The organism is Secundilactobacillus malefermentans DSM 5705 = KCTC 3548, from assembly GCF_001436395.1.
Taxonomy (GTDB): domain Bacteria; phylum Bacillota; class Bacilli; order Lactobacillales; family Lactobacillaceae; genus Secundilactobacillus; species Secundilactobacillus malefermentans.
On record NZ_AZGJ01000013.1, the window covers coordinates 25,532 to 47,377 of the forward strand.

Below are 21,846 nucleotides of genomic sequence, written 5' to 3' on the forward strand. Positions count from 1 at the left end.
GAAATGTCATTAATATTAGTCGGATTCATGGGAGCAGGAAAAACCACCATTGGGCAACAAATTTCACCATTGATTCATTTACCTCAACAAGATTTAGATGATTTGATTATCAAAAAGGCTGGTAAGCCAATCCCCCAAATATTTGATGAAGTCGGTGAGGCTGGTTTCCGCCAATTGGAAACCCAAGTCCTGGAAAGCACGATTGATGATGCAGCCGTTATTTCGACCGGTGGGGGGGTAATTATGCAGACAATTAATCGACATTTATTGCAGGGAGCACTTGCACCGGTGGTATACTTAAAGACGAGTTTTGAAACTATTTTGGCCCGAATTCAAAATGACGACAACCGACCATTGGCAACCAACATTACGGCCATGGCTAGACTATTCAACCAGCGTCAAAGCCTTTACGAGGAAGTGGCGGATATCGTGGTGGATACGGATGCAAAATCTCCCGCATTCATTTCGACGGAGATTATGAATCAGTTGGCAAGCGTCAGCGAATTAAGGCACAGTGCAATGTAAGGAGGCACCTTTGTGGCAGAGGATCTTGCACAATTAAGACAGCAGATTGATGATTTAGATGACCAAGTGCTCACGATTTTGGCAAAACGATTTGAAGTTGTTAAGCGAGTTGCGGCATACAAAAAGGAACACAAACTGCCTGTCGTTCAGGAAGATCGAATGGCGGGAGTCGTAACGCGTTTAGCGACGGTACATAAAAGTGCAGAAATGACGCCTGAATTCATTTCAAAACTGTATCGGTTGATTATGAATCAGGCGGTAACGGCTGAGAATTCATGGGTTGATGAGTCAAATTAACAACAAATTAAGGAAACGGGTGGCTCTTTTGGAAACTGATACACAATTAGCAGCGGTACAACAATTTACGAAAGCACGGATGGCTGATGACGAAACAGGTCACGGCTATGATCATATTCAGCGAGTCGTCAATAACGTTAAACAGCTATTGGCAAAGGAAACTGGTGCAGACCAGTTAGTGACAATTAGCGCCGCCTATTTACACGACGTAACGGACGACAAGCTTGTCGAAGATGTTAACGCAGCGACGGATGAGTTGACGAACTTTTTAAAGGAAACTCATTTTTCAGAGGACCAAGTTGCTGAAATTTTAGAAATTATTGCGAACATGTCGTTTAGTAAATCGCTAAATGGTCAGAATGCAAAGCCACTTCCCATCGAAGGGCAGTTAGTTCAGGATGCCGATCGATTAGATGCAATCGGGGCAATTGGCATTGCCCGCGCGATTTATTTTGGCGGTCATTTTGGTGAAAAATTGTATGATCCCGAAATTGCACCTCGCGTAGAGATGACGAAGGCGGATTACCGCGACTTGTCGAACGAAACGATTATTAATCACTTTTACGAGAAACTATTGAAACTTAAGGATCGAATGAATACCAACGCTGCAAAGGAAATTGCAACGGGACGTCAAAAAACGATGCTGGAATTCTTGGATAATTTTAAGGATGAATGGGACGGTATTCAGTAGTATATTAAAGAAGCTTCCGACAAAAATGTCGGAAGCTTCTTTTTATTTAATTTTAAAATAATAAACCAACCGCACCAGCCCATGCGCAATCAGCGAAATAACTAGTGAGTAGCCCAACACAATCAGGATAATGAGGCCAAACTGGGTAATTAGCTTAATCCACCAAGTCGAAACCCCAACAAATGTGAGGAGCAACGTCACAAGTACAATTAACACGGTGAAACTGATAAATCCTTGCCAGGAATTATTCAAATCGGCGCGACTTAGGTCGAAACCACCAATGCTGATATTTAGCGAAATAACGATGAATAGAAGCCACAACCAGAATGATTGATTTGAAACGGTTAGGTTCATAAAGAAGAGTGACCAATCTAAACTTGCGGGAGATTGAAGTAGGCTCGTCATCGCATTGAACAAACTGGGAACCAGTAGGCGAGCAAATCCAAGCAGTGCCAAGGTGCAGCCAAAAATAGGGGCAATCCCGATAAATAGATTTCCCAAAACTTGATAAATGTTTCGCTGGTTCCACGTGTGGTTCACGTAGCCCAAAGCGCGATCCCGAGAATCGACTTCTGGTTGATAGGCCGTATGTTTTTCGGATTTGGGGAGTTTTAAAAATCGGACAGCCACGATTTTATGGCCAAATAATTTTGCAACTAAGTAATGACTAAATTCGTGCAGAAAAATACCGATGAACCCAAAGTAAACCTGACTATTCATGCTAAAAGCCGTGGCCAAAAGTCGTTTGGTATTCCGGTTGACCAAGGTGAGGCCAAAGATAAGGGCAGCGGGGATGACAAATAGATACAGGCCGACTGCCATAAAGTTACTTATGAGTTCATGTCCCATGCGAACGCCTCGATTAATCTTCTTTTATATCAACAAATTTTCCGTGAACGAGTTTCCGAATATCCTCAGCTTGGACGGCAACTGAGCGACCGACCTGGCCCGACGAAACGATAATTTCACCCTGCTTTTTGGCAGTTTCATCGAAATAAATGGGATATTTAAATTTTTCCCAGATGCCAATGGGGGTGTTGGCGCCATGCTCGTAGCCAGTTGTGGCCAGGAGCTCTTTAAGTGGAACCATGCCCACTTTTTTGTTGCCGGAGACCTTTGCTAATTTTTTGTAGCTAAGGTGTTCGTCTAGCGGAACAACGCCGACCAGTGGCCCCGTTTCCTTGCCAGTCAGGACCAACGTTTTATAAATTGTATGCTCATCAACGTCATCGTGATCAACATCAAGTTGTGCGACGTCGCCTTCTTCATGAGTTGGGAAGACGTGTTGTTTGTAGCTAATGTTGGCTTTGTCTAAAATTTGTTCAACCAACGTCTTATGAATTCGCGATTTTTTATTCTTTTTTGACATCTTAAGCCCACCTTTGACTATTTTGATGAGAATAAAAACCAACCAATTTTTAAAATGGTCCGAATTATTCCCAAAATTGATTTAAAACTGGTATACTCAATTAGATTAACATAATTTGGTACGAATTAGTTTTGAGGAGATAGGATGGCAGATCTAATTTATCGCAAGGTATTGCATGATTTGAAGGATCGGATTCAAAATGATCAGTTCAAAAATCAGCGCCTTCCAGACGAGCGGAGTTTAAGTGAGCACTATGGCGTTAGTCGTAGTTCTATTAAACGTGCGCTTAGTGTGCTAGCAAACCAAGGAATTATATTTAAAAAACGGGGATCTGGAACCTTCATTAACCCATTATACAGGAAGAATGATTCAATTTTTCACTATGAGGGGTCGAATTTAGGAATTACGGATAGTTTCAAGAGTGATAATCAAACACCGAGTATTAAACTACTGAACTTTAGCGTTGTTCCGGCAACGGAAGAGTTGCAACAAGAGCTCTTTTTGGAACCGGGTGACTTTGTCTATGACATTAAAAGACTGCGGTTGTTTGACGACCAGCCGTTTATGATTGAACAGGGATATATTCCAATCAAAATTGCGCCAGAATTATCGGCAAAAATTGTGTCGGAATCCATTTTTAATTATCTTGAAGAACAACAGGGCAAAGTCGTTACGAAGTCCTTTATGTCAATACAGGCAGCACCATCAACGGACGAGGATCAGAAATTATTAAACCTCAAGCCCATTGAGCCGGTGGGCTTGATGGAAGGAATCTTCTTCCTTGATGATGGGACGCCGTTTGAAGTATCGAATATGCGGCTGCACTACAAGTATCTTCAATATAATACGTTTGTGTCGCTGGATGAAGAATGAGCGTCACACAGCTGACGAAGCCGTAACCAATAATAGGACTAATGAAACAGCACTTACGCAGTGCTGTTTTTTATTTGTCTGCCCATTTTGAAGGGCCATTAATTGGACCGTATCAATTTTAATAAAAGTTGACTTTTGGCAAAATCAGACTATCATAATCACTGTAAATTGACCGTTGAGATAATTGGAAAATTTACTTTCGAAAGATGTCCTGATAATAATTTATTTTCAGAAGGAGTGTTTATTTAATGGCAGTAGATTTTGATTCTAAAGAATACCTAGAAGGCCTCGACAAGTACTGGCGTGCCGCTAATTACTTATCAGTTGGGCAATTATTCTTGCGTGACAATCCATTGTTGAAACACGACTTAACCTCGGACGATGTAAAGATTAAGCCTATTGGTCACTGGGGAACAATCGTTTCTCAAAACTTTATTTATGCGCACTTAAACCGTGCCATTTTAAAGTATGATTTGAACATGTTCTATATCGAAGGTTCAGGTCACGGTGGTCAAGTCATGGTCTCAAATTCATATCTTGACGGTAGTTATAGCGAAATTTATCCAAATATTTCTCAAGATGAAAAAGGGATGCAGAAGTTGTTCAAACAATTCTCGTTCCCAGGTGGTGTGGCATCTCATGCTGCCCCTGAAACACCAGGTTCAATCCACGAAGGTGGCGAGCTTGGCTACTCACTCTCTCATGGTACCGGTGCTATTTTAGATAACCCAGACGTTATCGCCGCCGTTGAAATTGGTGATGGTGAGTCAGAAACTGGTCCGTTGGCTGCTTCATGGTTCTCAGACAAGTTTATTAACCCAATCAAAGATGGTGCGGTTTTACCAATCATCAACATGAACGGTTTTAAGATTTCAAACCCAACCATTTTATCTCGAATGAGTGACGAAGACTTAACCAGCTATTTCAAGGGAATGGGCTGGAAGCCTTACTTTGTTGAAGTGGCCGATCCTGAGAAGCACATGCCAGTTCACGAAGACATGGCAAAGGTCATGGACCAAGCAATCGAAGAAATCAAACGAATTCAAAAGAATGCCCGCGATAACAATGATGAAACGTTGCCAAATTGGCCAATGATCATCTTCCGTTCACCAAAGGGCTGGACCGGTCCTAAGCAGGATCTTGATGGAAACCCAATCGAAGGGTCATTCCGTGCTCACCAAGTACCAATTCCAGTTGATGCTGCTCATATGGAACACGTTGATCAGCTCACAAATTGGTTAAAGGCGTACAAACCAGAAGAACTATTTGATGAAAATGGAACTTTGAAGTCAGAAGTCCGCGCCTTTGCACCTAAGGGCGAGCAACGAATGGCGATGAACCCAATCACAAATGGTGGGATTAAACCTGAACCATTGAAGTTGCCTGACTACAAAGACTTTGCCGTCGACGTTAGCGAACACGGTAAGACAACTGCCCAAGACATGATCATTTGGTCAAATTGGTTGGCAGCTGTTGTTAAAGAAAATCCAAACAACTTCCGAGCTTTCGGCCCTGATGAATCCAAGTCAAACAGACTCTACAGCTTGCTTGATGAAGGCAAACGTCAATGGATGGAAAACATTAAGGAACCTAATGACGAAAACATGGCGCACCAAGGTCGAGTCATCGACTCACAACTATCAGAGCATCAAGCTGAAGGTTGGCTTGAAGGATACGTTTTGACCGGTCGTCACGGTTTCTTCGCCACATACGAATCATTTGGACGTGTGGTTGATTCAATGTTGACTCAACACATGAAGTGGTTGCGTAAGGCTTCAGAACAGTCATGGCGCAAGCAGTATCCATCATTGAACTTCGTGGACACCTCAACTGTCTTCCAGCAAGATCACAACGGCTATACTCACCAAGATCCAGGTATGCTAACACATTTGGCTGAAAAGAAACCTGAATTAATTCGTGAATATTTGCCAGCTGATGCGAATACATTGTTGGCTGTCGGGGATGTGGCTTTCCAAAGCAAAGAGAAGATTAATCTAATCGTTACTTCAAAGCATCCACGTCCACAATGGTTCTCAATTGATGAAGCCACTAACTTAGTCCACAATGGCTTAGGCTACATTGACTGGGCATCAACTGATCAAGGTCAGGAACCTGATTTGGTATTCGCCGCCGCTGGTAGTGAACCAACTTGGGAATCATTGGCCGCAATATCATTATTGCATGATGAATTTCCTGATATGAAGCTTCGATTTATTAACGTTGTTGATATTTTGAAACTTCGTTCACCAGAACGCGACCCTCGAGGCTTGACTGATGATGAATTTGACCGCTACTTTACAACTGACAAGCCAGTTATCTTTGCATTCCATGGCTACGAAGATTTAGTACGGGACATCTTCTTTGATCGTCATAACCGCAACGTTCACGTTCACGGCTATCGTGAAAATGGTGATATCACAACGCCATTTGATATGCGAGTCTTGAACGAACTTGACCGTTTCCACTTGGCTAAGGACGCTGTACTTTCAATCCCTCGATTCGCCGTTAAGGGTAGCTACTTTGCTCAACGGATGGACGATATGGTTGCTAAGCATACAGCTTACATTCGTGAAAATGGGACAGATATGCCAGAAATTAACGATTGGCAATGGAAACCATTGAAATAAAGTAAAGTAATCAAAAGAGGGTGAGACAAAAGGCGGTTTGCTTTTGAGCATAGCCTAGATTAACGAATAATCCTGAACTTGGGATTGTTCGTTGATCGTAGCTAGGCGGAGAAAGCAGCCTTTTGGAACCCGACTAAGCAAGAATATTCGGAAATAGCATAGGAGCCGGGACAAAACATTTGTTTTGTCCCGGCTCCTTTTTTGTATCATTGGTTAATGTTAAGGGTTAACGACAAACTTAGCTGCTTGACCACCATCAACTAACGTAACGTTGTTGGCGACAATTGACCCCATTGCGTCACGAGCTTCAACAGTTGCGTTACCAACGTGAGGCGTCAAAATGACGTTGTGGTAAAGTTCTTCGAATCCTGGGGTAAGTTTTGGTTCGTTCTCGTAAACATCAAGCGCAGCACCGCCAACTTCACCAGCCTTGAGGGCGGCAAGGAGGGCAACTTCATCTACGATTGGGCCACGACCAACGTTGACGATTGAGGCAGTTGGCTTCATTTGCTTAAAGACATCGGCGTTGAATTGGTGATGATTGTCCTTAGTTTGAGGGGCATTAATACTGATGAAATCACTCGTTTTAACTAGCTCATCAAATGGAACATATTTGGCGCCAATGCTTCGGGTTTCAGGATCCGAAACAATGTGTGGCTGCCAGTACTGAACGTTCATCGATAAAGCACGAGCCTTACGAGCAACGTCCCGGCCAATGTTACCAAAGCCGACAATTCCAAGGGTCTTGCCAGCGACCTCATTGCCTAAGAAGTAGAGGGGTGCCCAGCCTGGGAATCCAGTTGTCCGCATCTTATGGTCACCTTCCACAACTCGATGGCTAAGTGCTAAAATGAGACCAACAGTAACTTCAGCAACGGCATTTGTCGAAACGGCAGGTGTGTTGGTTACTGGAATGCCCTTGCTTTTGGCATAATCGGTGTCGATGTTGTTGAAGCCGGCACCAAAGTTGGCGATTAATTTGAGTTTAGGAGCGGCATCAATGATTTCTTGGTCAACCTTCGTTGAAAGCGGGGTGATCAAAAAGTCGACATCAGTAACGTTCTTAAGTAGTTCGTCGTGCGAAATAAGTCCTTCGCCGTCAAATGCTGAGACCGTTAATCCGGCATCCTTAAGAATTTTCACAGTTACATCTGGCAATTTTGCAGAAAGATAAACTTTACTCATTATAAAAAGCCTCCTAATTTGTTTGTATTACTGTACACTTATATTATCGGACGAAAGCGCTTACTATGCAATAGCGCACTTTTTAGTAACCTGAAAGGAAGCTGACCTATGACTGATCAAGTTAGAGAAGAAACGTTACAAAAACTGGTCAATGGGGAGTTTAACTGCCCCAAAGAATTGACGCTATCAATGTTTAGTGGCAAATGGAAAGTTAATATTATTTATCATTTGGGCCAGGAGGGTGCGTACTACTACAACGAACTCCTAACATTATTACCCCAGGCTTCCCATAAAATGATTTCGGAGAAGTTAAAGGAACTGATGGCGGATGATTTAATCGAAAGAACCGAAGAGGACGGTGGGCCACGAGTGAAGGTATCGTACTCACTTACGCCGCTTGGAAAATCATTGTTACCCATCATTAACGCAATGTATGATTGGGGCACGGCGCGGTTGAAGGAATTGCAAATGAACGATGTGCCGTTTAGTTTGGGAAAAGTGAAGTAAACCTTGTGCTGCCTAGTAGTCAATGAAAAAATAGACCAAGATAAAATGTTAATTTATCTTGGTCTATTTTGTTTGTCTTTCAAACAGTTTAAAATCATCAGGTTCGTTTGCCTCAATTTCAATGGGTTCAAAGGTAAACGGCAACAACAGCCCCATCTTCCACGAATGCAGCAACAATCGCTGCTTTCCGTCAGTTGCATATAAGGGATCACCAACAATTGGATGATTCAGGGATGATAGATGTACCCGAATTTGGTGGGTGCGGCCCGTTTCAAGCTGGACTTCCAGCAAACTGGCATCGTTAACCTGACGCAACACCCGATAATGAGTCACTGCATTTTGCGGGTTTAGACCGTTGACGAGCCGTTTACGTTTATCCTCGGGGTCTCGACCAATCGGTGCATCAATGATTCCCTCGGCTTGGTCGAAGTGACCGTGAACCCACGTGAGGTAAGTACGCTTAATGCGCTTTGTTTTGATGAGTTCCGTCATGATGGGGACGACAACTGGATTTTTAGCAATCAAAAGGGCGCCACTCGTCTCCTGATCGAGCCGATTCAAGATGTAAGGCTGTTCACCCTTGGGCTGGAGGTAGGCTGCAACGTGGTTTAAGGTCGTACCAGTTTCCTCGGGCTGATTCGGATGGGTTTTGCTTCCACGCGTTTTATTGACGACGAGTAGGTCATCATTTTCAAATAGAACTTCGACTGTTGCAGCGCTATCTGGCGTTGTCTGCGGATTGGCGTGAGCGAAGTCACTGGGTTCAAAAGTTAGCTGAATTTGGTCACCGGCCTTCACCTCAAAATTAACTGGTAAATAACCGCCATTAACTAGCACCCGTTTGTCCTGCTTTAATGAAAAAATTAGGTGTTTTGGTAACAGCCATTCATTAATGAGTAATGAGCGCAGTGATTGCGTCACAAATTCAGTTGGCAGGATGAAATTAAATTGCCAAGTCATTTAAATCCTCCGTAGCAAAAAAAGCTGGAACAGTTCGTTCCAGCTTTTTTTGACTTTATTTTATTTTTTACTAAGCTTGGATAATTCTTTAGGCTTAACGATTAAAACATCGCAAATAGCTGAACGACTCACGTAGTTTGTTACGGAACCAACCATTAAACGTTCTACGGCTGAAAGGCCGGTTGAACCGATAACGATTAATTGCGTATTGTGATCAGCTGGGAATTCGCGCGCGATAACGGGCTTTGGATTACCAAAACGAACGTGAATTGAAACTGAAGATAATCCGGCATCTTCTGCCTTCTTCTTCAACTTAATCAGCTGGTTTTGAACGTCCTCTGATAGTTTATAGATTACATCGCCACTAACAGCACCGCCATAAGTATCGCTAAATTGGTTAACTTCCAAAACGTTTAGGATATCCAAATGGGTATCGTTTAGCTTTGCAACTTCAATTGCTTTATCTAAAACTGGGTCGGTTGCTTTTGAACCATCAACTGGAGCCAAAATATTATCATATTGTTGTGCCATAGTGATTGCCACCCCTCTTGTAGCTTTTACTTCTTATATGTTAACTATATCATGAAATCCATTTCATGTAAGTAATTTAATTTGAGAAAGTGGTAAATGAAACCGTTTTCTTGTTAAACACCATAAAGAGGTTATAATAAAGTTGGAACCGAATGGAGACCACGGCCTCCATTAATTGCCGCTTAACCGGGTACTCGGTTAGGTGGTTTTTTTGTACATAACAGGAGGGATAACTGAATGATATTTTATCGTATGAAGTCGCATGATATTGGTCGTAACTTGGCAACCGAACAGTATCTCATGAATCACTTGAACTTGACTGAACCACTCTTACTTTTTTATTATCAAACCCCATGTATCATCGTTGGTCGCAACCAAAACACGCTTGAAGAAGTGAATCAAGATTACGTTGCGGAACATGATATTACCGTAACCCGGCGCTTATCTGGCGGGGGAGCAGTATTTGATGACTTGGGCAACTTGTCATTTAGTTTCGTGATTAATAATCCGGATGAGTTTGGTGATTTCAAAACCTTTACCCAGCCAATTGTGGATGCCCTTCACGAAATGGGTGCAACCGGTGTTGAGGTGTCAGGACGGAACGACTTACTTGTTGACGGCAAGAAGTTCTCCGGCAATGCGATGTACACTAAGAATGGCAAGATATTCTCGCATGGCACTTTAATGCTCGATGTCGATCTGGACGTGGTCACCCATGCATTGAATGTTCCAGAAGATAAAATCAAATCAAAAGGAATTAAATCGGTTCGTTCGCGGGTCACTAATTTAAAGCCGTATTTATCACCAGAATATCAAGATTTAGCAGTGCCAGAATTTCGCGATACCATTTTAAAGAAACTGTACGGTGTTGACGACGTTGCCCAAATTGCTGACAAAGAATATCAATTGACTCAAGAGGATGAAGCGGCCATTGAGGATTTAGTGACGAAGTATTATCACAACTGGGAGTGGGTCTACGGCTCATCGCCAGAGTTCACGGTCAAGAAGCGTCAACATTTTGATGCAGGAACGATTGATGCTCGAATTTTAGTGAAGTCCGGAAAAATTCAGCAGATTACGTTCTTTGGCGATTTTTTTGGAACCAAAGACGTGGCGGAACTCGCTCAGCAACTAGTGGGTGTTCGCTACGATGAAAAGACGTTGGCCAAAACATTACAAATGATCAATACGGATAATTATTTTGCTGAAATTCCAAAGCAGCAACTTTTGAAATTATTGGTTTAACAAAATTTTTAGAATTTATGAAAACATTTTCACGTAATCGCTTTCATTTATGCTAAACTGGAAATACAGGCGATTTTATGAAGGATCACCTCAAAATTGGGTATTAGCGAAAGGAGTCTGAGTCATGTATTACATTTCAATGAAATCGCATGATATCGGTCGTAACTTGGCAACCGAACAGTATTTAATGAATAATAGGGAGTTTGATGAACCCTTATTACTCTTCTATTATGAAAAGCCCTGCATCATTGTTGGGCGAAATCAAAACACGCTGGAGGAAATCAACCAGAATTACGTGAAGGAACACGGTATTACCGTTACCCGTCGTCTTTCTGGCGGTGGCGCTGTTTACCAAGACCTAGGCAATCTTTGCTTTAGTTTCGTGGTCGATAGTGAATCTGAGCAGTTTGGTGATTTCAAATCCTTCGTTCAACCTGTTGTTGACGCACTTCATGCTATGGGGGCAAAGAGTGCTGAGGTTTCAGGGAGAAATGATATTCTGGTTGATGGCAAAAAGTTCTCTGGAAACGCCATGTATTCACGAAACGGCAAGACGTTCTCACACGGAACGTTGATGCTTGATGTTGATTTGAACGTGGTTTCTGATGCGTTGAACGTACCAGCCGATAAGATGGCTTCAAAGGGAATTAAATCAGTTAAGTCACGAGTCACTAATTTGAAACCTTACCTGGCACCTGAATATCAAAATATTACTGTGCCTGAATTCCGTGACACCTTGCTGAAGGAATTATTCCATGTGGATAATCTGGATGACATCAAGGACAAGGAAGTCGTTGTGACCGATAAAGAACAAGCGGCCATCGACAAAATTTACGAAGACTATTACAACAACTGGGACTGGGTTTACGGTAACTCACCAGAATTCACCGTTAAGAAGCGTCAACACTTTGATGCCGGTACGGTGGATGCCCGATTCTTGGTTGATCAAGGCAAAATTAAGAATGTTAAATTCTACGGTGATTTCTTTGGACCGGGGGATGCAACTGAGTTAGCTGACAAGATGGCTGGCGTCCGTTACGATCACGATACTTTGAAAGCACTACTGGATCCAATTGATACAAATAAGTACTTCAATGGCATTCCCAAGGAAGAATTGTTGAACCTATTTGTTTAAACTTTTTGACAATTATCACTGAGTTATTTAGAGTAGGACTGTGGCAGTTATGTCACAGTCCTTATTCATACATATAAAAACGAGAAAGAGGTTCACTATGAAAGATAAGCAAGTCATTACTTGGTCGTTTATCTCCATGTTCATCTTCATGATGATTAACTTTTTAATGTCAACACCGATAGTCAAAATAACCGACCGTAATCTCGCGTCAAGCGACATTTGGAAGTCGACGATCTTTGTTTTAATCCTATATTTGATTCCGATTATTCTGGCCGTTTTAAATTGGAAAGCCTCGTTCTACTTTCTGGGACTCGTGATTACAATGTACTCGTTAGGTCTGCTGAACGTTATTTTAACAATGGCGACCAAGAGTGATGCCAGCTTGTTAATCAAGGTGCTAATGGATATTTTTAGTGCGGCTGCAATTGTTGCGAATGCCTACTGGCTAGTGCTAGCATTGCGTTTACGAAAAGAACAAAAGGAAAAACGACGGGTGGAATTAGTCGCCCAATACCAAAAAGAGCATGAACAGGAGACGTCAAAATGAAAATCCATGTAGCAGATCTTTTCAATACATTAAAGGAAGACGGCGTTACCTCACAAAGTAATGCGGTTAAGGCAAAGGACCTGAAGGGCGCTGCGCTGGAAAAAACGCTTCAGTCGCTAGTTGATTACATTGTTAAACAGGGCAAGGCAGAACAAATTAGCCAGGCTGAAGTGACCATTGAAAAGGAAGAATTATCAATTCGTTTGGAAATGAATGTCATTAATTTGCCAGTTCGTTACGTTAGTCCGATGGAAAAAGTGTTAGATGCTGAAAGTGATCAAGACGTGAATGTTTACATGATTGTTGAATCGCCCAAGGTTAATAAGTCAGGTTTACGGATTGATGAAATTGGCACAGTTGATTCAGTGATGGCTGATCCAGCTGCTGCCTTAAAGCAATTTACGGACTTCGTCACTGAAAAGTTGGCGGATATTGCGGTAGCAGATGAGCCTGAACCAGAAAAGTAGCTTTCATTCTGATTGAATTTGTGGTAGAGTAGTTCTTATGCGATGAGTCGAAGAAATCACGCCGCATTTATGCGGTCCGCGCAAGCGGCTAGGTGATGTTTCGAATGCAGGGGCAAGGTAACACCCACCGGATATGCGGGAGCCTTGATTCCAACGGATTGTGGAGTTCAGTGAATCTATTTACATGCAAATGTAAGTACTGTAGATCATAAAAGACCAACCAAATTAATTTTTGGTTGGTCTTTTTTTGCTTGAATTAATGAGAGCTCGACGTGACAAATATTAAGATTTTGAGTAGAAAGGTTGATATAAAGGTTTTTTTCATTTTGCTGCCTTTGTTTTTGCTCATTATTTAGCTAAAGTATTATATAATTCTCTTAGAAAGAGGGATGGTAAATATGAATATTGCAAAAAAGTCATTATTAATCGGTACAGTAGTACTAAGTTTTGTCGGAATTATTGGTACAACAACTTCTAAAGCGTCGGCAGCCACAATTACGACAAGTTATACTGCATTAAAAACTGCTGCAACAAAGCGAAATGTTGAAACGACTGGTAAGAATGCACTTTATTCAAAACCAGGCACAGTTAAAGGAGCAAAAGTAGTTGCTTCTAAAGCGAAGATGGCAACTTTTAAGACCTCTAGCAGTTCAGCATATTATTTTCGTGCTTATGGATATGCAAAGACCAACACCGGTTCAGTCTATTACAAAGTGGTATCGATGAATGGTAAATATCGTGGGTATGTTTATGGTGGGAAGACACTCAATGCTTTTTCTGGAGGAGTGAAATCAGCCAAAACCACGCAAAGTGTTGATTTACCGACTGGAACGACCTTTTATTTCAATAAATTAGGTAAAGCATATGGTACTTGGACATCACCACAATATACACAGTATAAAGCCAAGAAGTTATTAAGTAATGTCAATCCAACTTCAGCTGCGGGTAAAAAATATGCTGCTGATCCACTTACAGTAACAAAGGCAGTTAAAAAAACTCGTGAAGGTTGGGTTTACTACTACATTGAGGATGCAAAGCACCCAGAAATTAACGGCTGGATTTATAGTAAGGCGGTGCTAAATTATCTTGATGAAGATTACTATGGTAGTTATGGTATTTCAGTGAGTTATCAAGATTCAGAATCTGGTAAGTCAGTTGGGAATGCCTTTGTTGGACCATATGAAAAAGATAGTTCGACATCATATGACGAGTTGCTTAATCAAGTAAGTAGCACAAGTTATCTCCCATCTGGATACAAAGTAACCTCCATGAAGATTCAGGATGGCTCAAATACGACATTAAGCACAGGAGACACAATTGCTGTCGGAAGGTATCCAGTAATCGTTTCAGTAAGTAAGTAGATTTGTTAAATTAAAGCCATAATAAAAATGACGTATCCTTAAATTGAGGATGCGTCATTTTTATTACTTAGTATTAGTCAATACATCAGCTATATCATGAATATCTTTTGGCGTCGTTCGACAACAGCCACCAATCATTCTGGCACCGGCTTTTAGCCAAGCGGGCGTCAATTGTTCAAAGGAAGCTTCTTCTTCCTGTGACTGCCAGGTTTTGGTTTTTGGATCGTAGGTTTCACCAGTATTTGGATAAACGATGATTGGCTTATCCGTGACTGCTTTAATGGTTTGAATAGCCGCTGTGATGTTCGTCATGGCGGTGCAATTCACGCCAATCGCGATGATTTGGTCGTGGTCGTTGAAGTAGCTCACGGCCTTTGCGAGACTGGTGCCGTCGCACAGCGTCTTAGAATCGCGAATGCTAAACGAAATCCAGGCCGATTGTTGTGGAAATTCACTTTCCAGCAAATTAGCTAGAGATTGAGCTTCCTTGAATTGTGGCTGGGTTTCGAAAGCAAACAGGTCAACACCGCTGTTGGCGAGTAACTGCATACGCGAACGGTGGAAATCTTTCAATTCATCCACGGATAAATTGTAGTCACCGGTGTACTCGGCACCATTTGCGAGAAAAGCGCCATAAGGTCCGACACTTCCAGCGGCAAAGAATCCGCCCTTTGCGGCTTGTTCTGCTGGCGTTAGGGCCGTCCACGCATCATCGCGGGCACGTTTGGCAATTTCAACCGCATTGGTAATCATTTTCTGAGCATCGTCGGCTGGAACTCCCGCTTTGACAAACGCGTCGATGTTGGCCTGATAGGTGTTGGTGATGGCAACTTGGGCTCCGGCATCGAAGTAGCTTTTGTGAACATCGTAAATTGCTTCGGGTTGTTCAATTAGGGCCATGGCCGACCACAAGTCGTTATCAGTATCGATATCATGTTTTTCGAGTTCGGTTGCCATTGCGCCATCAACCACAACGGGCTGGTTTTTCAATATTTCTGGCAGTGATTTGGTCATTGACCGGGAACCTTCTTTCATTTACAGTAGTAAAGTTGAGTATTTTAATCATATTCTAATGTGAGCAACAAAGTCAATTATTGAATTGGAAATGAGGGAATTTTATTGGAAGATAGTGAATCAACTGAGTTAGGCACATTGGAACGCAAAATGTCCTCGCGCCATCTATTAATGATTTCATTAGGCGGTGTTATCGGAACTGGACTATTCTTGAGTTCTGGCTATACCATTCACCAAGCGGGTCCCATTGGTACAATTATTGCGTACCTCATTGGCGCGCTTTTGGTGTACGCGGTCATGCTGTGTCTGGGTGAATTATCCGTGGCGATGCCGGTAACTGGGTCGTTTCACGTGTACGCCACTAAGCTCATTGGACCAAGAACTGGGTTCACGGTGGCGGTCCTATATTGGTTAACCTGGACGGTGGCTTTAGGGTCGGAATTTACGGCGGCTGGGCTCATTATGCACCAGTGGTTTCAAAATACGCCGGAGTGGATTTGGAGTGCCCTATTTATGATAGTCATTTTTTTAACAAACGCCTTTCGGTGCGGTTCTTTGCCGAAGCGGAGTTCTGGTTCTCTAGCATCAAAGTGGTGGCAATTGTCATCTTTATCATCATCGGAATTCTTGCCATTACCGGAGTTATCCCGATTAAGGGTTATGCCCATGCACCAGGTTTACATAATTTAACCGCAAATGGCTGGTTCCCAACTGGATTCAAAGGGGTCTTTACCACGATGCTGACTGTTAACTTTGCCTTTTCTGGGACGGAACTAATTGGCGTCACGGCGGGTGAAACTAAAGATCCCGGTAAGACACTGCCTAAAGCGATTCATACAACCCTTTGGCGCTTAGTTCTATTCTTTGTTGGTAGTATTTTTGTCATGGCATGCTTGATTCCTTATCAGCAAGCAGGTGTGACTCAGAGTCCGTTTGCTCTGGTTTTGAACCATATCGGGTTGCCATTTGCCGGTGACTTGATGAACTTCGTCGTACTGACGGCAATTTTATCGGCTGCAAATTCTGGGCTGTATGCCTCAACCAGAATGCTATGGTCCGTGGCAAATGAGCACATGATGCCGCAAGCACTATCACGAACGACGCACCATGGTGTCCCGTTTATTGCGCTCGTCATCAGTATGATTGGCGGTTTGCTAGCACTCTTTTCAAGTGTGATTGCTGCGTCAACCGTCTATTTGGTGCTTGTTTCCGTTTCGGGGTTGGCGGTTGTGTTCGTTTGGATGGCGATTGCCATTTGTCAGCTAATTTTTCGGAAGAAGTATGTGGCTTCCGGTAAAAAGGTTAGTGATCTGGTCTTCAAAACGCCGTGGTATCCATTTATTCCGTGGTTTGCGTTTATCGGCTCGCTGTTGTCATGCGTGTTGATTGTGTTTGATGATGCCCAGCGCCCAGCGTTATTTTACACGTTGCCGATTGTGGTGGTTTGCTATGTCGGATATGGGCTTTATATGAAATTGAGTCGGAAATAGTAATAAGGAGCATTCCAGATGGAATGCTCCTTATTCTACTCGGTAAACTTGATCGTGAATTAAATCAAAATGAGTGTAATTTTTATTGAGTTTCTGGGTCACATCATCATTGATGTAGTCCGCTTGTTCCCAAAAGGTTTTGGATCCCGTAGCGCCATTCTTTTCGCCAATGACAATGAAGGCTGGTTGAGGATTGAGTGTTCGCAGCTTTTGAAGAACTTGCCAATCAATGTCCAACTTATCTGGTGACCAGGACATGATAACGACGTCGACTGGATACTTGTCGATAGCGGCGAGGGCGTCCAATTTTTCAACGGCTGTGACGGGGTGCTTACCCGTTTCGTTTTCTGCTACCCAGGCCTTATTGTCGGTTGTATAAACGGTCTTTTGGGCGTCACGCAATCCTTTTGAAATGTAGCCGTTCCCGGCCATGAGCTCGAGGACGGTTCGATTTTCAACAAAATCAGCTAAATCCCGCATGAAGGAAGCCGAGATGTAGGCCCACATTCCGTAATGTTCTTCCAGGTAGTCACGGAAGGAACGAATTTGTTTATCCAAATCTGGTAGAGCCGCGGAAAGTTGATTCCAAAGGGTGTCGCCCCGTTTGTCGCCGGCAGGGTACTGTTGACCAATTTTAGTGAAGATTTGATCCTGAATATCGTCAGGTAACAAAAGTTCAGGTAGGGACTGTGGCAGCAGGACAGCATTCAACAAACGGTCAGCCTCAACGATATTGTTGATGAGGAGTTTAACACTCGGATAGTCGGAGAAAAGCTGACGGTAAGAAATGAGTTTTTGGATATAACTGGATTGGGCAGGATTCTTTTCCGGTAGCTGCGAGGATTTTTTGTGTTTCAGTAATTTTTTTCGTTGTTTGGGGGTCATTTTGAGCTCCTTTCATTAAATAAAGAAGGGATCAGAACAGATTCGTCTAATCCCGGTAACTAGTTGGGTTCCTAAAGGGGCCTCATTTTTAGTCTAAATGTAAATCTAAATCTAATTCTTCTGAATGATTCTTACGCGATGGTGTTGGCTTGCGTTGGCCTTTGCCATGTAAGTAGCCGTTGATTAGCTGGTAAATTTCGTAGCGATCTTGGGAACTAATGTTAAGTTCATTGAAGGTCAGTTGCTTACCAGATAAAAAGAGGCGTCCTAAGTCGTATTCATCTCGCTCGGTTTTGCCGGCCAAGTAATCCATCGTGACGTCGAAGTATTCGGCGAGTTTGCGAACTTCAACGAACGATGGGGTTCTTGCGCCACGTTCCCAGTTGCCAATTTGAGAAGCGGTATTTTCATGTTCTTTGTCTGGCTTGAATTGTTGGTTTAAGCCTTCAGCTAGTTTCTCTAGCGTAATGTTTTGGCCACGACGTAATGCGCGTAAACGTTCTGGAAACATGTCGTCTCACCCCTTTCCTACCATTATAGCGCTACTTTATGAAAGTTACAGCTAAAAACCCGACGCTCTGGGAGATTGCGCAAATTAGAGTTGCAATTTATGGTGGTGATGCCTATCATAATCAGGTGATCAAAATCGGAAATCAAGGTATTGGAGTGGAAACTGTGAAGAAACGGAACAAAATTATTTGGATTAGTCTAGCAAGCGTTGTGGCAGTCGTTCTGATTGGCATCTTTGTCGCAGGAATGTATTTCTACAACGTTGCGGTCGCTCGGAACAAGAAGGACTTCATTAACAACAATACGACAATTTCAAAGACGGACCCGTTACGGAAACAAAAACTTTGGTATCGGAACGTTAAAAAGCAAACGTGGACGGAAACGTCTGCGACTGATAATTTTAAATTGGACGCCAATTATATTAAGGCGGATAAGAAAACTAATAAAACCATCGTGATTGCCCATGGATTTGGTGATGATAAGAGCCGAATGGGCGCATACGCTGGCATGTTTCACGAAATGGGCTATAATATTTTGGTACCTGATGATCGTGGTGCCGGTGATAGCCAAGGAAACTACATTGGGTTTGGCTGGCCGGATCGGCTGGACTATTTGAAGTGGATTAAGCAGGTCATCCGCAAAAATGGATCTAACTCCCAAATTGTGATGTTTGGTGTCAGCATGGGTGGGGCCACAACGATGATGGTCAGCGGTGAGAAAACTCCGAAGCAGGTGAAGGCCTTCATTGAGGATTGTGGGTATACCTCTGTATATGATGAGATAAGTTACCAAGCTAAGCAGATGTACAATTTGCCGACCCTGCCACTGGTTCCGGCTGTAAGTGCGATTACGAAAGTTCGTGCTGGATACGGGTTTAAACAGGCGAGTGCACTCAAGCAAGTTAAGAAGAATAAGAAACCGATGTTGTTTATTCACGGAACAAATGATAAATTTGTGCCAACACGCATGGTTTATCCTTTGTATAAGGCGGATAATGGGCCCAAGAAATTAGTTCTATTTAAGGGTGCAGCTCACGCAAAATCGTATCAAAGCAACCCGAAAAAGTACGAAAAAACGGTCAGCGATTTCTTGGCAGACTACTTTAACTAGTCAATGAGGATAGGAATTTGAAAAACAATCAATTAAGGCAGAAACTCAAACAAAATAAATTAAATCATGAATTAACCTGGTTGACGTTGCTGGCAACGTTTACGATGGGAATGATTGATGCTTACACGTTTATGGCTCATGATCAGGTGTTTGCGAGCGCGCAGACCGGGAACATGGTCGTTTTTGCGGTCAAATTGTTTACGAAGGGCATTGGATCAGCTTGGGTCAATATTCCAGTTTGGATTGCTTTTGGGCTAGGTTGTTTTATTGCGCAAGAGATGCTGGAAATCCCAACGGAAAAGTTATCGCGTCATCACCAAAATCAAATATTTATGGTTGTGAACGTGAGCGTGCTATTAATTTTGGCAATTGTTCAAGAGTTTGATAGTGCGGACTATTTGGTATGGCCGCTTGGCTTTTTATCAGGTTATGAGTTAACAACGTTTAGAACGGTTGGGAGCATCACGGCTAACAATGGCATCATGACGGGTAATTCAAAAAATATGATGAACAGTCTGTATCAATGGCTGATTGATCATGATATGAAAGCTAAAACAAAGTTTAAAACCTTGTGCGCAATTGTGGTGGTCTTTGTCTTCGGCGTTGGGGCTGGGGCGCTTCTCTGCATGACAAATGCAACTTGGCCACTATGGACGGGATTTGGTCTAAATTTGGTGGCGTTATTAACCCTATTTATTCATACAAATGGAAGCGTAGATTCATCCGATTTTGATGGGTGAGTGACGCTTCTTTTTTTGATTTTGGAATCGACCTCAAATGGCGTATAATGACGAGAGAAGTTCTATTTAATTTTCGTGGAATAAGAAGGGAGAGACGAGCCAATTTTAATGATTATAACGAGTTTAATAATGCTGATTATCGGGCTCGTCTTGGGGGCTGTGTTGCGGAACTCAAAGCATCAGCACGAGTTGACGCAGGCCACACAACAAGCTGACCAGATTTTGGCTGATGCAAAAGCTGAGGCAGATCAAAAGGCTGCTGATGTTATCAACAGTGGAAAAGAACAAGCGCAGTCGTACCAAGATAATAGTGAAGCGGAACTAACCTCTCAACGGGAAGATATCGAGGCCCGTGAAGTCCGAATTAAGCAACGTGAAAGTACGCAAACGTTGGTTGAAGCCCGCCTAGATGACCGGAATCATGATTTAGATGGCTTTAATACAGAATTGAACCAAAGCGAGCAGACTTTAAAGGACAAGCAGGCGCAGGCCAATGATTTGGACAAGAAGCGTAACGAAACGCTGAGTCAGGTTGCTGATTTGGACTATCTATCTGCTCAGCAAATGGTTCGAAACCGGACTGCTGGCGAATTAAAGGCCGAGCAAGATGTCGAAGTTCGAGAAATTGATGAAGATAGCTTGGCAACTGCCGATAAAAATGCACGAGATATCATGATTGAGGCGATTCAACGGGGTCCTATCGATGAGGCGCGTGAGCATAATGAGCACACCGTGGTGATTCCAGATAACGATAGTCGCAGCAAGATTGTCGGGCATGAGGGTCAGCATATTCGGTTGATTGAGACATTAACGGGAACTGATTTGGTATTTGATCCAGAGGATAAGACGATGCTGTACATTAGTACGCACGATCCAATCCGCCGGGAAACGGCTCGAGTTGCTATTGAAGCACTGATTGCGACACGTCGGGTTTCCGTTAACTCCATTGAAACACAAGTTAATAGTGCGTTACGCGATGTGATGCACGACCTTTGGGAAACGGGTGAACGCGTTGTTAGCAAACTTCGCCTAGGCTTTATGCATCCGGATCTTATCAAATTAATTGGTCGAATGAAGTATCGAACGTCATATGGTCAAAATGTGCTAGCCCATTCAGTAGAGGTTGCGCAATTAGCCGGCATCATGGCTTCCGAGTTGAATTTAGATGTTCGGGTTGCTAAGCGAAGTGGCCTTTTGCATGATATTGGTAAGGCAATTGACCATGAAATCGAAGGCACCCACGTTGAAATTGGAACGGAATTAGCGAAGGCCTATAAGGAAGATCCAGTCGTGATAAACGCCATCGAGGCTTCCCATGGGGACGTTGAAAAGACGAGTCCAATCGCCGTCTTGATTGCTGCGGCAGATTCTATTTCTGGTGCGCGTCCTGGGGCCAGAAGTGAGTCCGCAGAAGACTACGTGAACCGGTTGCGTAGTTTGGAAAAGATTGCGAATGATCATGAAGGGGTCAGCGATAGTTATGCAATCCAGGCTGGCCGTGAAATTCGAATTGTGGTTAAACCGCAAATTCTTAATGACGACCAAAGCGTTGAGCTGACAAAGCAGGTTAGAGATCAAATCGAGGATGAGTTAACTTATCCAGGGAAGATTAAGGTCACGACCATTCGTCAGTATCAGGCTGTCCAACATGTTGGCGAAGAAGAAAAGAAGAAGAAACGAAAAAAGAGAGCGTGATACCTCACGGGTTTAATCGAGGATGATAGCACGTTTTCAAACGAACACTAACTAGATTATAAGGCTCTCTGTCAAATCCTGT

At 43.0% G+C, this 21,846-nt stretch carries 22 protein-coding genes and 1 pseudogene; 15 read left to right on the plus strand and 8 right to left on the minus strand.

Annotated features, from left to right (window positions below):
- Nucleotides 1–3 precede the first annotated feature (3 nt).
- From FD44_RS03825 to FD44_RS03835, 3 genes are read left to right on the plus strand one after another with little or no spacing between them, the layout of a single operon-like run.
- Nucleotides 4–525: a shikimate kinase gene (locus tag FD44_RS03825; protein WP_010620441.1), complete on the plus strand. Its 522-nt coding sequence runs from the start codon at nucleotides 4–6 to the stop codon at nucleotides 523–525.
- A 12-nt stretch (nucleotides 526–537) separates the two neighbouring features.
- The gene (locus FD44_RS03830) at nucleotides 538–822 is read left to right on the plus strand and encodes a chorismate mutase (RefSeq protein ID WP_010620440.1); all 285 of its coding nucleotides are present in this window, start codon (nucleotides 538–540) and stop codon (nucleotides 820–822) included.
- A complete protein-coding gene (locus FD44_RS03835; RefSeq protein WP_010620439.1) occupies nucleotides 809–1,513 on the plus strand; it encodes an HD domain-containing protein in 705 nt (234 codons plus the stop codon). Before FD44_RS03830 ends, FD44_RS03835 begins: the two co-directional genes overlap by 14 nt.
- Before the next feature lie 42 nt (nucleotides 1,514–1,555).
- On the opposite strand, the gene FD44_RS03840 is transcribed toward FD44_RS03835, so the two are convergent.
- On the minus strand, nucleotides 1,556–2,362 hold the full coding sequence (locus FD44_RS03840; RefSeq protein ID WP_010620438.1) for a hypothetical protein: 807 nt from the start codon (nucleotides 2,360–2,362) through the stop codon (nucleotides 1,556–1,558).
- A gap of 13 nt (nucleotides 2,363–2,375) precedes the next feature.
- Nucleotides 2,376–2,882, minus strand: a complete 507-nt coding sequence (locus tag FD44_RS03845) for an aminoacyl-tRNA deacylase (protein ID WP_010620437.1) — start codon at nucleotides 2,880–2,882, stop codon at nucleotides 2,376–2,378.
- A gap of 144 nt (nucleotides 2,883–3,026) precedes the next feature.
- On the opposite strand from FD44_RS03845, the gene FD44_RS03850 reads away from it, so the two are divergent.
- Nucleotides 3,027–3,755, plus strand: coding sequence for a GntR family transcriptional regulator (locus tag FD44_RS03850; protein ID WP_010620436.1), 729 nt, complete (start codon nucleotides 3,027–3,029; stop codon nucleotides 3,753–3,755).
- Nucleotides 3,756–4,003: 248 nt separating this feature from the next.
- Nucleotides 4,004–6,382 carry a phosphoketolase family protein gene (locus FD44_RS03855; protein WP_010620435.1) on the plus strand — a complete coding sequence of 793 codons (2,379 nt, stop codon included), beginning with the start codon at nucleotides 4,004–4,006 and terminating at the stop codon, nucleotides 6,380–6,382.
- Nucleotides 6,383–6,601: 219 nt separating this feature from the next.
- Here FD44_RS03855 and FD44_RS03860 read toward each other — a convergent pair whose 3' ends face one another.
- Nucleotides 6,602–7,567: a 2-hydroxyacid dehydrogenase family protein gene (locus FD44_RS03860; protein WP_010620434.1), complete on the minus strand. Its 966-nt coding sequence runs from the start codon at nucleotides 7,565–7,567 to the stop codon at nucleotides 6,602–6,604.
- 108 nt (nucleotides 7,568–7,675) lie between these two features.
- Between FD44_RS03860 and FD44_RS03865 the strand changes: the two genes are divergently transcribed.
- Nucleotides 7,676–8,074 (plus strand): winged helix-turn-helix transcriptional regulator, encoded by a 399-nt coding sequence (locus tag FD44_RS03865; RefSeq protein ID WP_010620433.1) that lies wholly within the window; start codon nucleotides 7,676–7,678, stop codon nucleotides 8,072–8,074.
- Between the two features lie 63 nt (nucleotides 8,075–8,137).
- On the opposite strand, the gene FD44_RS03870 is transcribed toward FD44_RS03865, so the two are convergent.
- Both FD44_RS03870 and FD44_RS03875 read right to left on the minus strand, forming a co-directional pair.
- Nucleotides 8,138–9,034 carry an RluA family pseudouridine synthase gene (locus FD44_RS03870; protein WP_010620432.1) on the minus strand — a complete coding sequence of 299 codons (897 nt, stop codon included), beginning with the start codon at nucleotides 9,032–9,034 and terminating at the stop codon, nucleotides 8,138–8,140.
- Nucleotides 9,035–9,094: 60 nt separating this feature from the next.
- Nucleotides 9,095–9,565, minus strand: coding sequence for a universal stress protein (locus FD44_RS03875; RefSeq protein WP_010620431.1), 471 nt, complete (start codon nucleotides 9,563–9,565; stop codon nucleotides 9,095–9,097).
- Nucleotides 9,566–9,802: 237 nt separating this feature from the next.
- On the opposite strand from FD44_RS03875, the gene FD44_RS03880 reads away from it, so the two are divergent.
- The 5 genes from FD44_RS03880 (at nucleotide 9,803) to FD44_RS03900 (ending at nucleotide 14,320) form a co-directional block, all read left to right on the plus strand.
- On the plus strand, nucleotides 9,803–10,810 hold the full coding sequence (locus FD44_RS03880) for a lipoate--protein ligase (RefSeq protein WP_010620430.1): 1,008 nt from the start codon (nucleotides 9,803–9,805) through the stop codon (nucleotides 10,808–10,810).
- A gap of 124 nt (nucleotides 10,811–10,934) precedes the next feature.
- The gene (locus FD44_RS03885) at nucleotides 10,935–11,945 is read left to right on the plus strand and encodes a lipoate--protein ligase (protein ID WP_010620429.1); all 1,011 of its coding nucleotides are present in this window, start codon (nucleotides 10,935–10,937) and stop codon (nucleotides 11,943–11,945) included.
- Between the two features lie 97 nt (nucleotides 11,946–12,042).
- Nucleotides 12,043–12,492: a hypothetical protein gene (locus FD44_RS03890; RefSeq protein ID WP_010620428.1), complete on the plus strand. Its 450-nt coding sequence runs from the start codon at nucleotides 12,043–12,045 to the stop codon at nucleotides 12,490–12,492.
- Nucleotides 12,489–12,959 carry a hypothetical protein gene (locus tag FD44_RS03895; RefSeq protein WP_010620427.1) on the plus strand — a complete coding sequence of 157 codons (471 nt, stop codon included), beginning with the start codon at nucleotides 12,489–12,491 and terminating at the stop codon, nucleotides 12,957–12,959. The genes FD44_RS03890 and FD44_RS03895 overlap by 4 nt, the downstream gene beginning before the upstream one ends.
- Nucleotides 12,960–13,357: 398 nt before the next feature.
- Complete coding sequence (locus FD44_RS03900; protein ID WP_010620426.1) at nucleotides 13,358–14,320, plus strand: hypothetical protein; 963 nt, start codon at nucleotides 13,358–13,360, stop codon at nucleotides 14,318–14,320.
- 63 nt (nucleotides 14,321–14,383) lie between these two features.
- On the opposite strand, the gene mmuM is transcribed toward FD44_RS03900, so the two are convergent.
- Complete coding sequence (mmuM, locus tag FD44_RS03905) at nucleotides 14,384–15,334, minus strand: homocysteine S-methyltransferase (protein ID WP_010620425.1); 951 nt, start codon at nucleotides 15,332–15,334, stop codon at nucleotides 14,384–14,386.
- A gap of 150 nt (nucleotides 15,335–15,484) precedes the next feature.
- On the opposite strand from mmuM, the pseudogene FD44_RS03910 reads away from it, so the two are divergent.
- A pseudogene (locus FD44_RS03910) lies at nucleotides 15,485–16,824 on the plus strand (amino acid permease).
- Between the two features lie 30 nt (nucleotides 16,825–16,854).
- Here FD44_RS03910 and FD44_RS03915 read toward each other — a convergent pair.
- Nucleotides 16,855–17,709: a response regulator gene (locus tag FD44_RS03915; protein ID WP_010620422.1), complete on the minus strand. Its 855-nt coding sequence runs from the start codon at nucleotides 17,707–17,709 to the stop codon at nucleotides 16,855–16,857.
- An 88-nt stretch (nucleotides 17,710–17,797) separates the two neighbouring features.
- On the minus strand, nucleotides 17,798–18,220 hold the full coding sequence (locus FD44_RS03920; protein WP_010620421.1) for a helix-turn-helix domain-containing protein: 423 nt from the start codon (nucleotides 18,218–18,220) through the stop codon (nucleotides 17,798–17,800).
- A gap of 38 nt (nucleotides 18,221–18,258) precedes the next feature.
- On the opposite strand from FD44_RS03920, the gene FD44_RS03925 reads away from it, so the two are divergent.
- The 3 genes from FD44_RS03925 to rny all read left to right on the plus strand — a co-directional run bounded on the left by FD44_RS03925 (nucleotide 18,259) and on the right by rny (nucleotide 21,764).
- On the plus strand, nucleotides 18,259–19,329 hold the full coding sequence (locus tag FD44_RS03925) for an alpha/beta hydrolase (protein ID WP_010620420.1): 1,071 nt from the start codon (nucleotides 18,259–18,261) through the stop codon (nucleotides 19,327–19,329).
- A 17-nt stretch (nucleotides 19,330–19,346) separates the two neighbouring features.
- Nucleotides 19,347–20,069: a YoaK family protein gene (locus FD44_RS03930; RefSeq protein WP_010620419.1), complete on the plus strand. Its 723-nt coding sequence runs from the start codon at nucleotides 19,347–19,349 to the stop codon at nucleotides 20,067–20,069.
- 108 nt (nucleotides 20,070–20,177) lie between these two features.
- Complete coding sequence (rny, locus tag FD44_RS03935; protein WP_029327601.1) at nucleotides 20,178–21,764, plus strand: ribonuclease Y; 1,587 nt, start codon at nucleotides 20,178–20,180, stop codon at nucleotides 21,762–21,764.
- Nucleotides 21,765–21,846: the final 82 nt, after the last annotated feature.

Bases quoted from the DNA above. Each gene is read 5' to 3' on its own strand.
- FD44_RS03825 (WP_010620441.1), top strand. From the start codon at position 4: ATGTCATTAATATTAGTCGGATTCATGGGAGCAGGAAAAACCACCATT.
- FD44_RS03835 (WP_010620439.1), top strand. From the start codon at position 809: ATGAGTCAAATTAACAACAAATTAAGGAAACGGGTGGCTCTTTTGGAA.
- FD44_RS03840 (WP_010620438.1), bottom strand. From the start codon at position 2,362: ATGGGACATGAACTCATAAGTAACTTTATGGCAGTCGGCCTGTATCTA.
- FD44_RS03845 (WP_010620437.1), bottom strand. From the start codon at position 2,882: ATGTCAAAAAAGAATAAAAAATCGCGAATTCATAAGACGTTGGTTGAA.
- FD44_RS03850 (WP_010620436.1), top strand. From the start codon at position 3,027: ATGGCAGATCTAATTTATCGCAAGGTATTGCATGATTTGAAGGATCGG.
- FD44_RS03855 (WP_010620435.1), top strand. From the start codon at position 4,004: ATGGCAGTAGATTTTGATTCTAAAGAATACCTAGAAGGCCTCGACAAG.
- FD44_RS03860 (WP_010620434.1), bottom strand. From the start codon at position 7,567: ATGAGTAAAGTTTATCTTTCTGCAAAATTGCCAGATGTAACTGTGAAA.
- FD44_RS03865 (WP_010620433.1), top strand. From the start codon at position 7,676: ATGACTGATCAAGTTAGAGAAGAAACGTTACAAAAACTGGTCAATGGG.
- FD44_RS03870 (WP_010620432.1), bottom strand. From the start codon at position 9,034: ATGACTTGGCAATTTAATTTCATCCTGCCAACTGAATTTGTGACGCAA.
- FD44_RS03875 (WP_010620431.1), bottom strand. From the start codon at position 9,565: ATGGCACAACAATATGATAATATTTTGGCTCCAGTTGATGGTTCAAAA.
- FD44_RS03880 (WP_010620430.1), top strand. From the start codon at position 9,803: ATGATATTTTATCGTATGAAGTCGCATGATATTGGTCGTAACTTGGCA.
- FD44_RS03885 (WP_010620429.1), top strand. From the start codon at position 10,935: ATGTATTACATTTCAATGAAATCGCATGATATCGGTCGTAACTTGGCA.
- FD44_RS03890 (WP_010620428.1), top strand. From the start codon at position 12,043: ATGAAAGATAAGCAAGTCATTACTTGGTCGTTTATCTCCATGTTCATC.
- FD44_RS03895 (WP_010620427.1), top strand. From the start codon at position 12,489: ATGAAAATCCATGTAGCAGATCTTTTCAATACATTAAAGGAAGACGGC.
- FD44_RS03900 (WP_010620426.1), top strand. From the start codon at position 13,358: ATGAATATTGCAAAAAAGTCATTATTAATCGGTACAGTAGTACTAAGT.
- mmuM (WP_010620425.1), bottom strand. From the start codon at position 15,334: ATGACCAAATCACTGCCAGAAATATTGAAAAACCAGCCCGTTGTGGTT.
- FD44_RS03915 (WP_010620422.1), bottom strand. From the start codon at position 17,709: ATGACCCCCAAACAACGAAAAAAATTACTGAAACACAAAAAATCCTCG.
- FD44_RS03920 (WP_010620421.1), bottom strand. From the start codon at position 18,220: ATGTTTCCAGAACGTTTACGCGCATTACGTCGTGGCCAAAACATTACG.
- FD44_RS03925 (WP_010620420.1), top strand. From the start codon at position 18,259: ATGAAAGTTACAGCTAAAAACCCGACGCTCTGGGAGATTGCGCAAATT.
- rny (WP_029327601.1), top strand. From the start codon at position 20,178: ATGATTATAACGAGTTTAATAATGCTGATTATCGGGCTCGTCTTGGGG.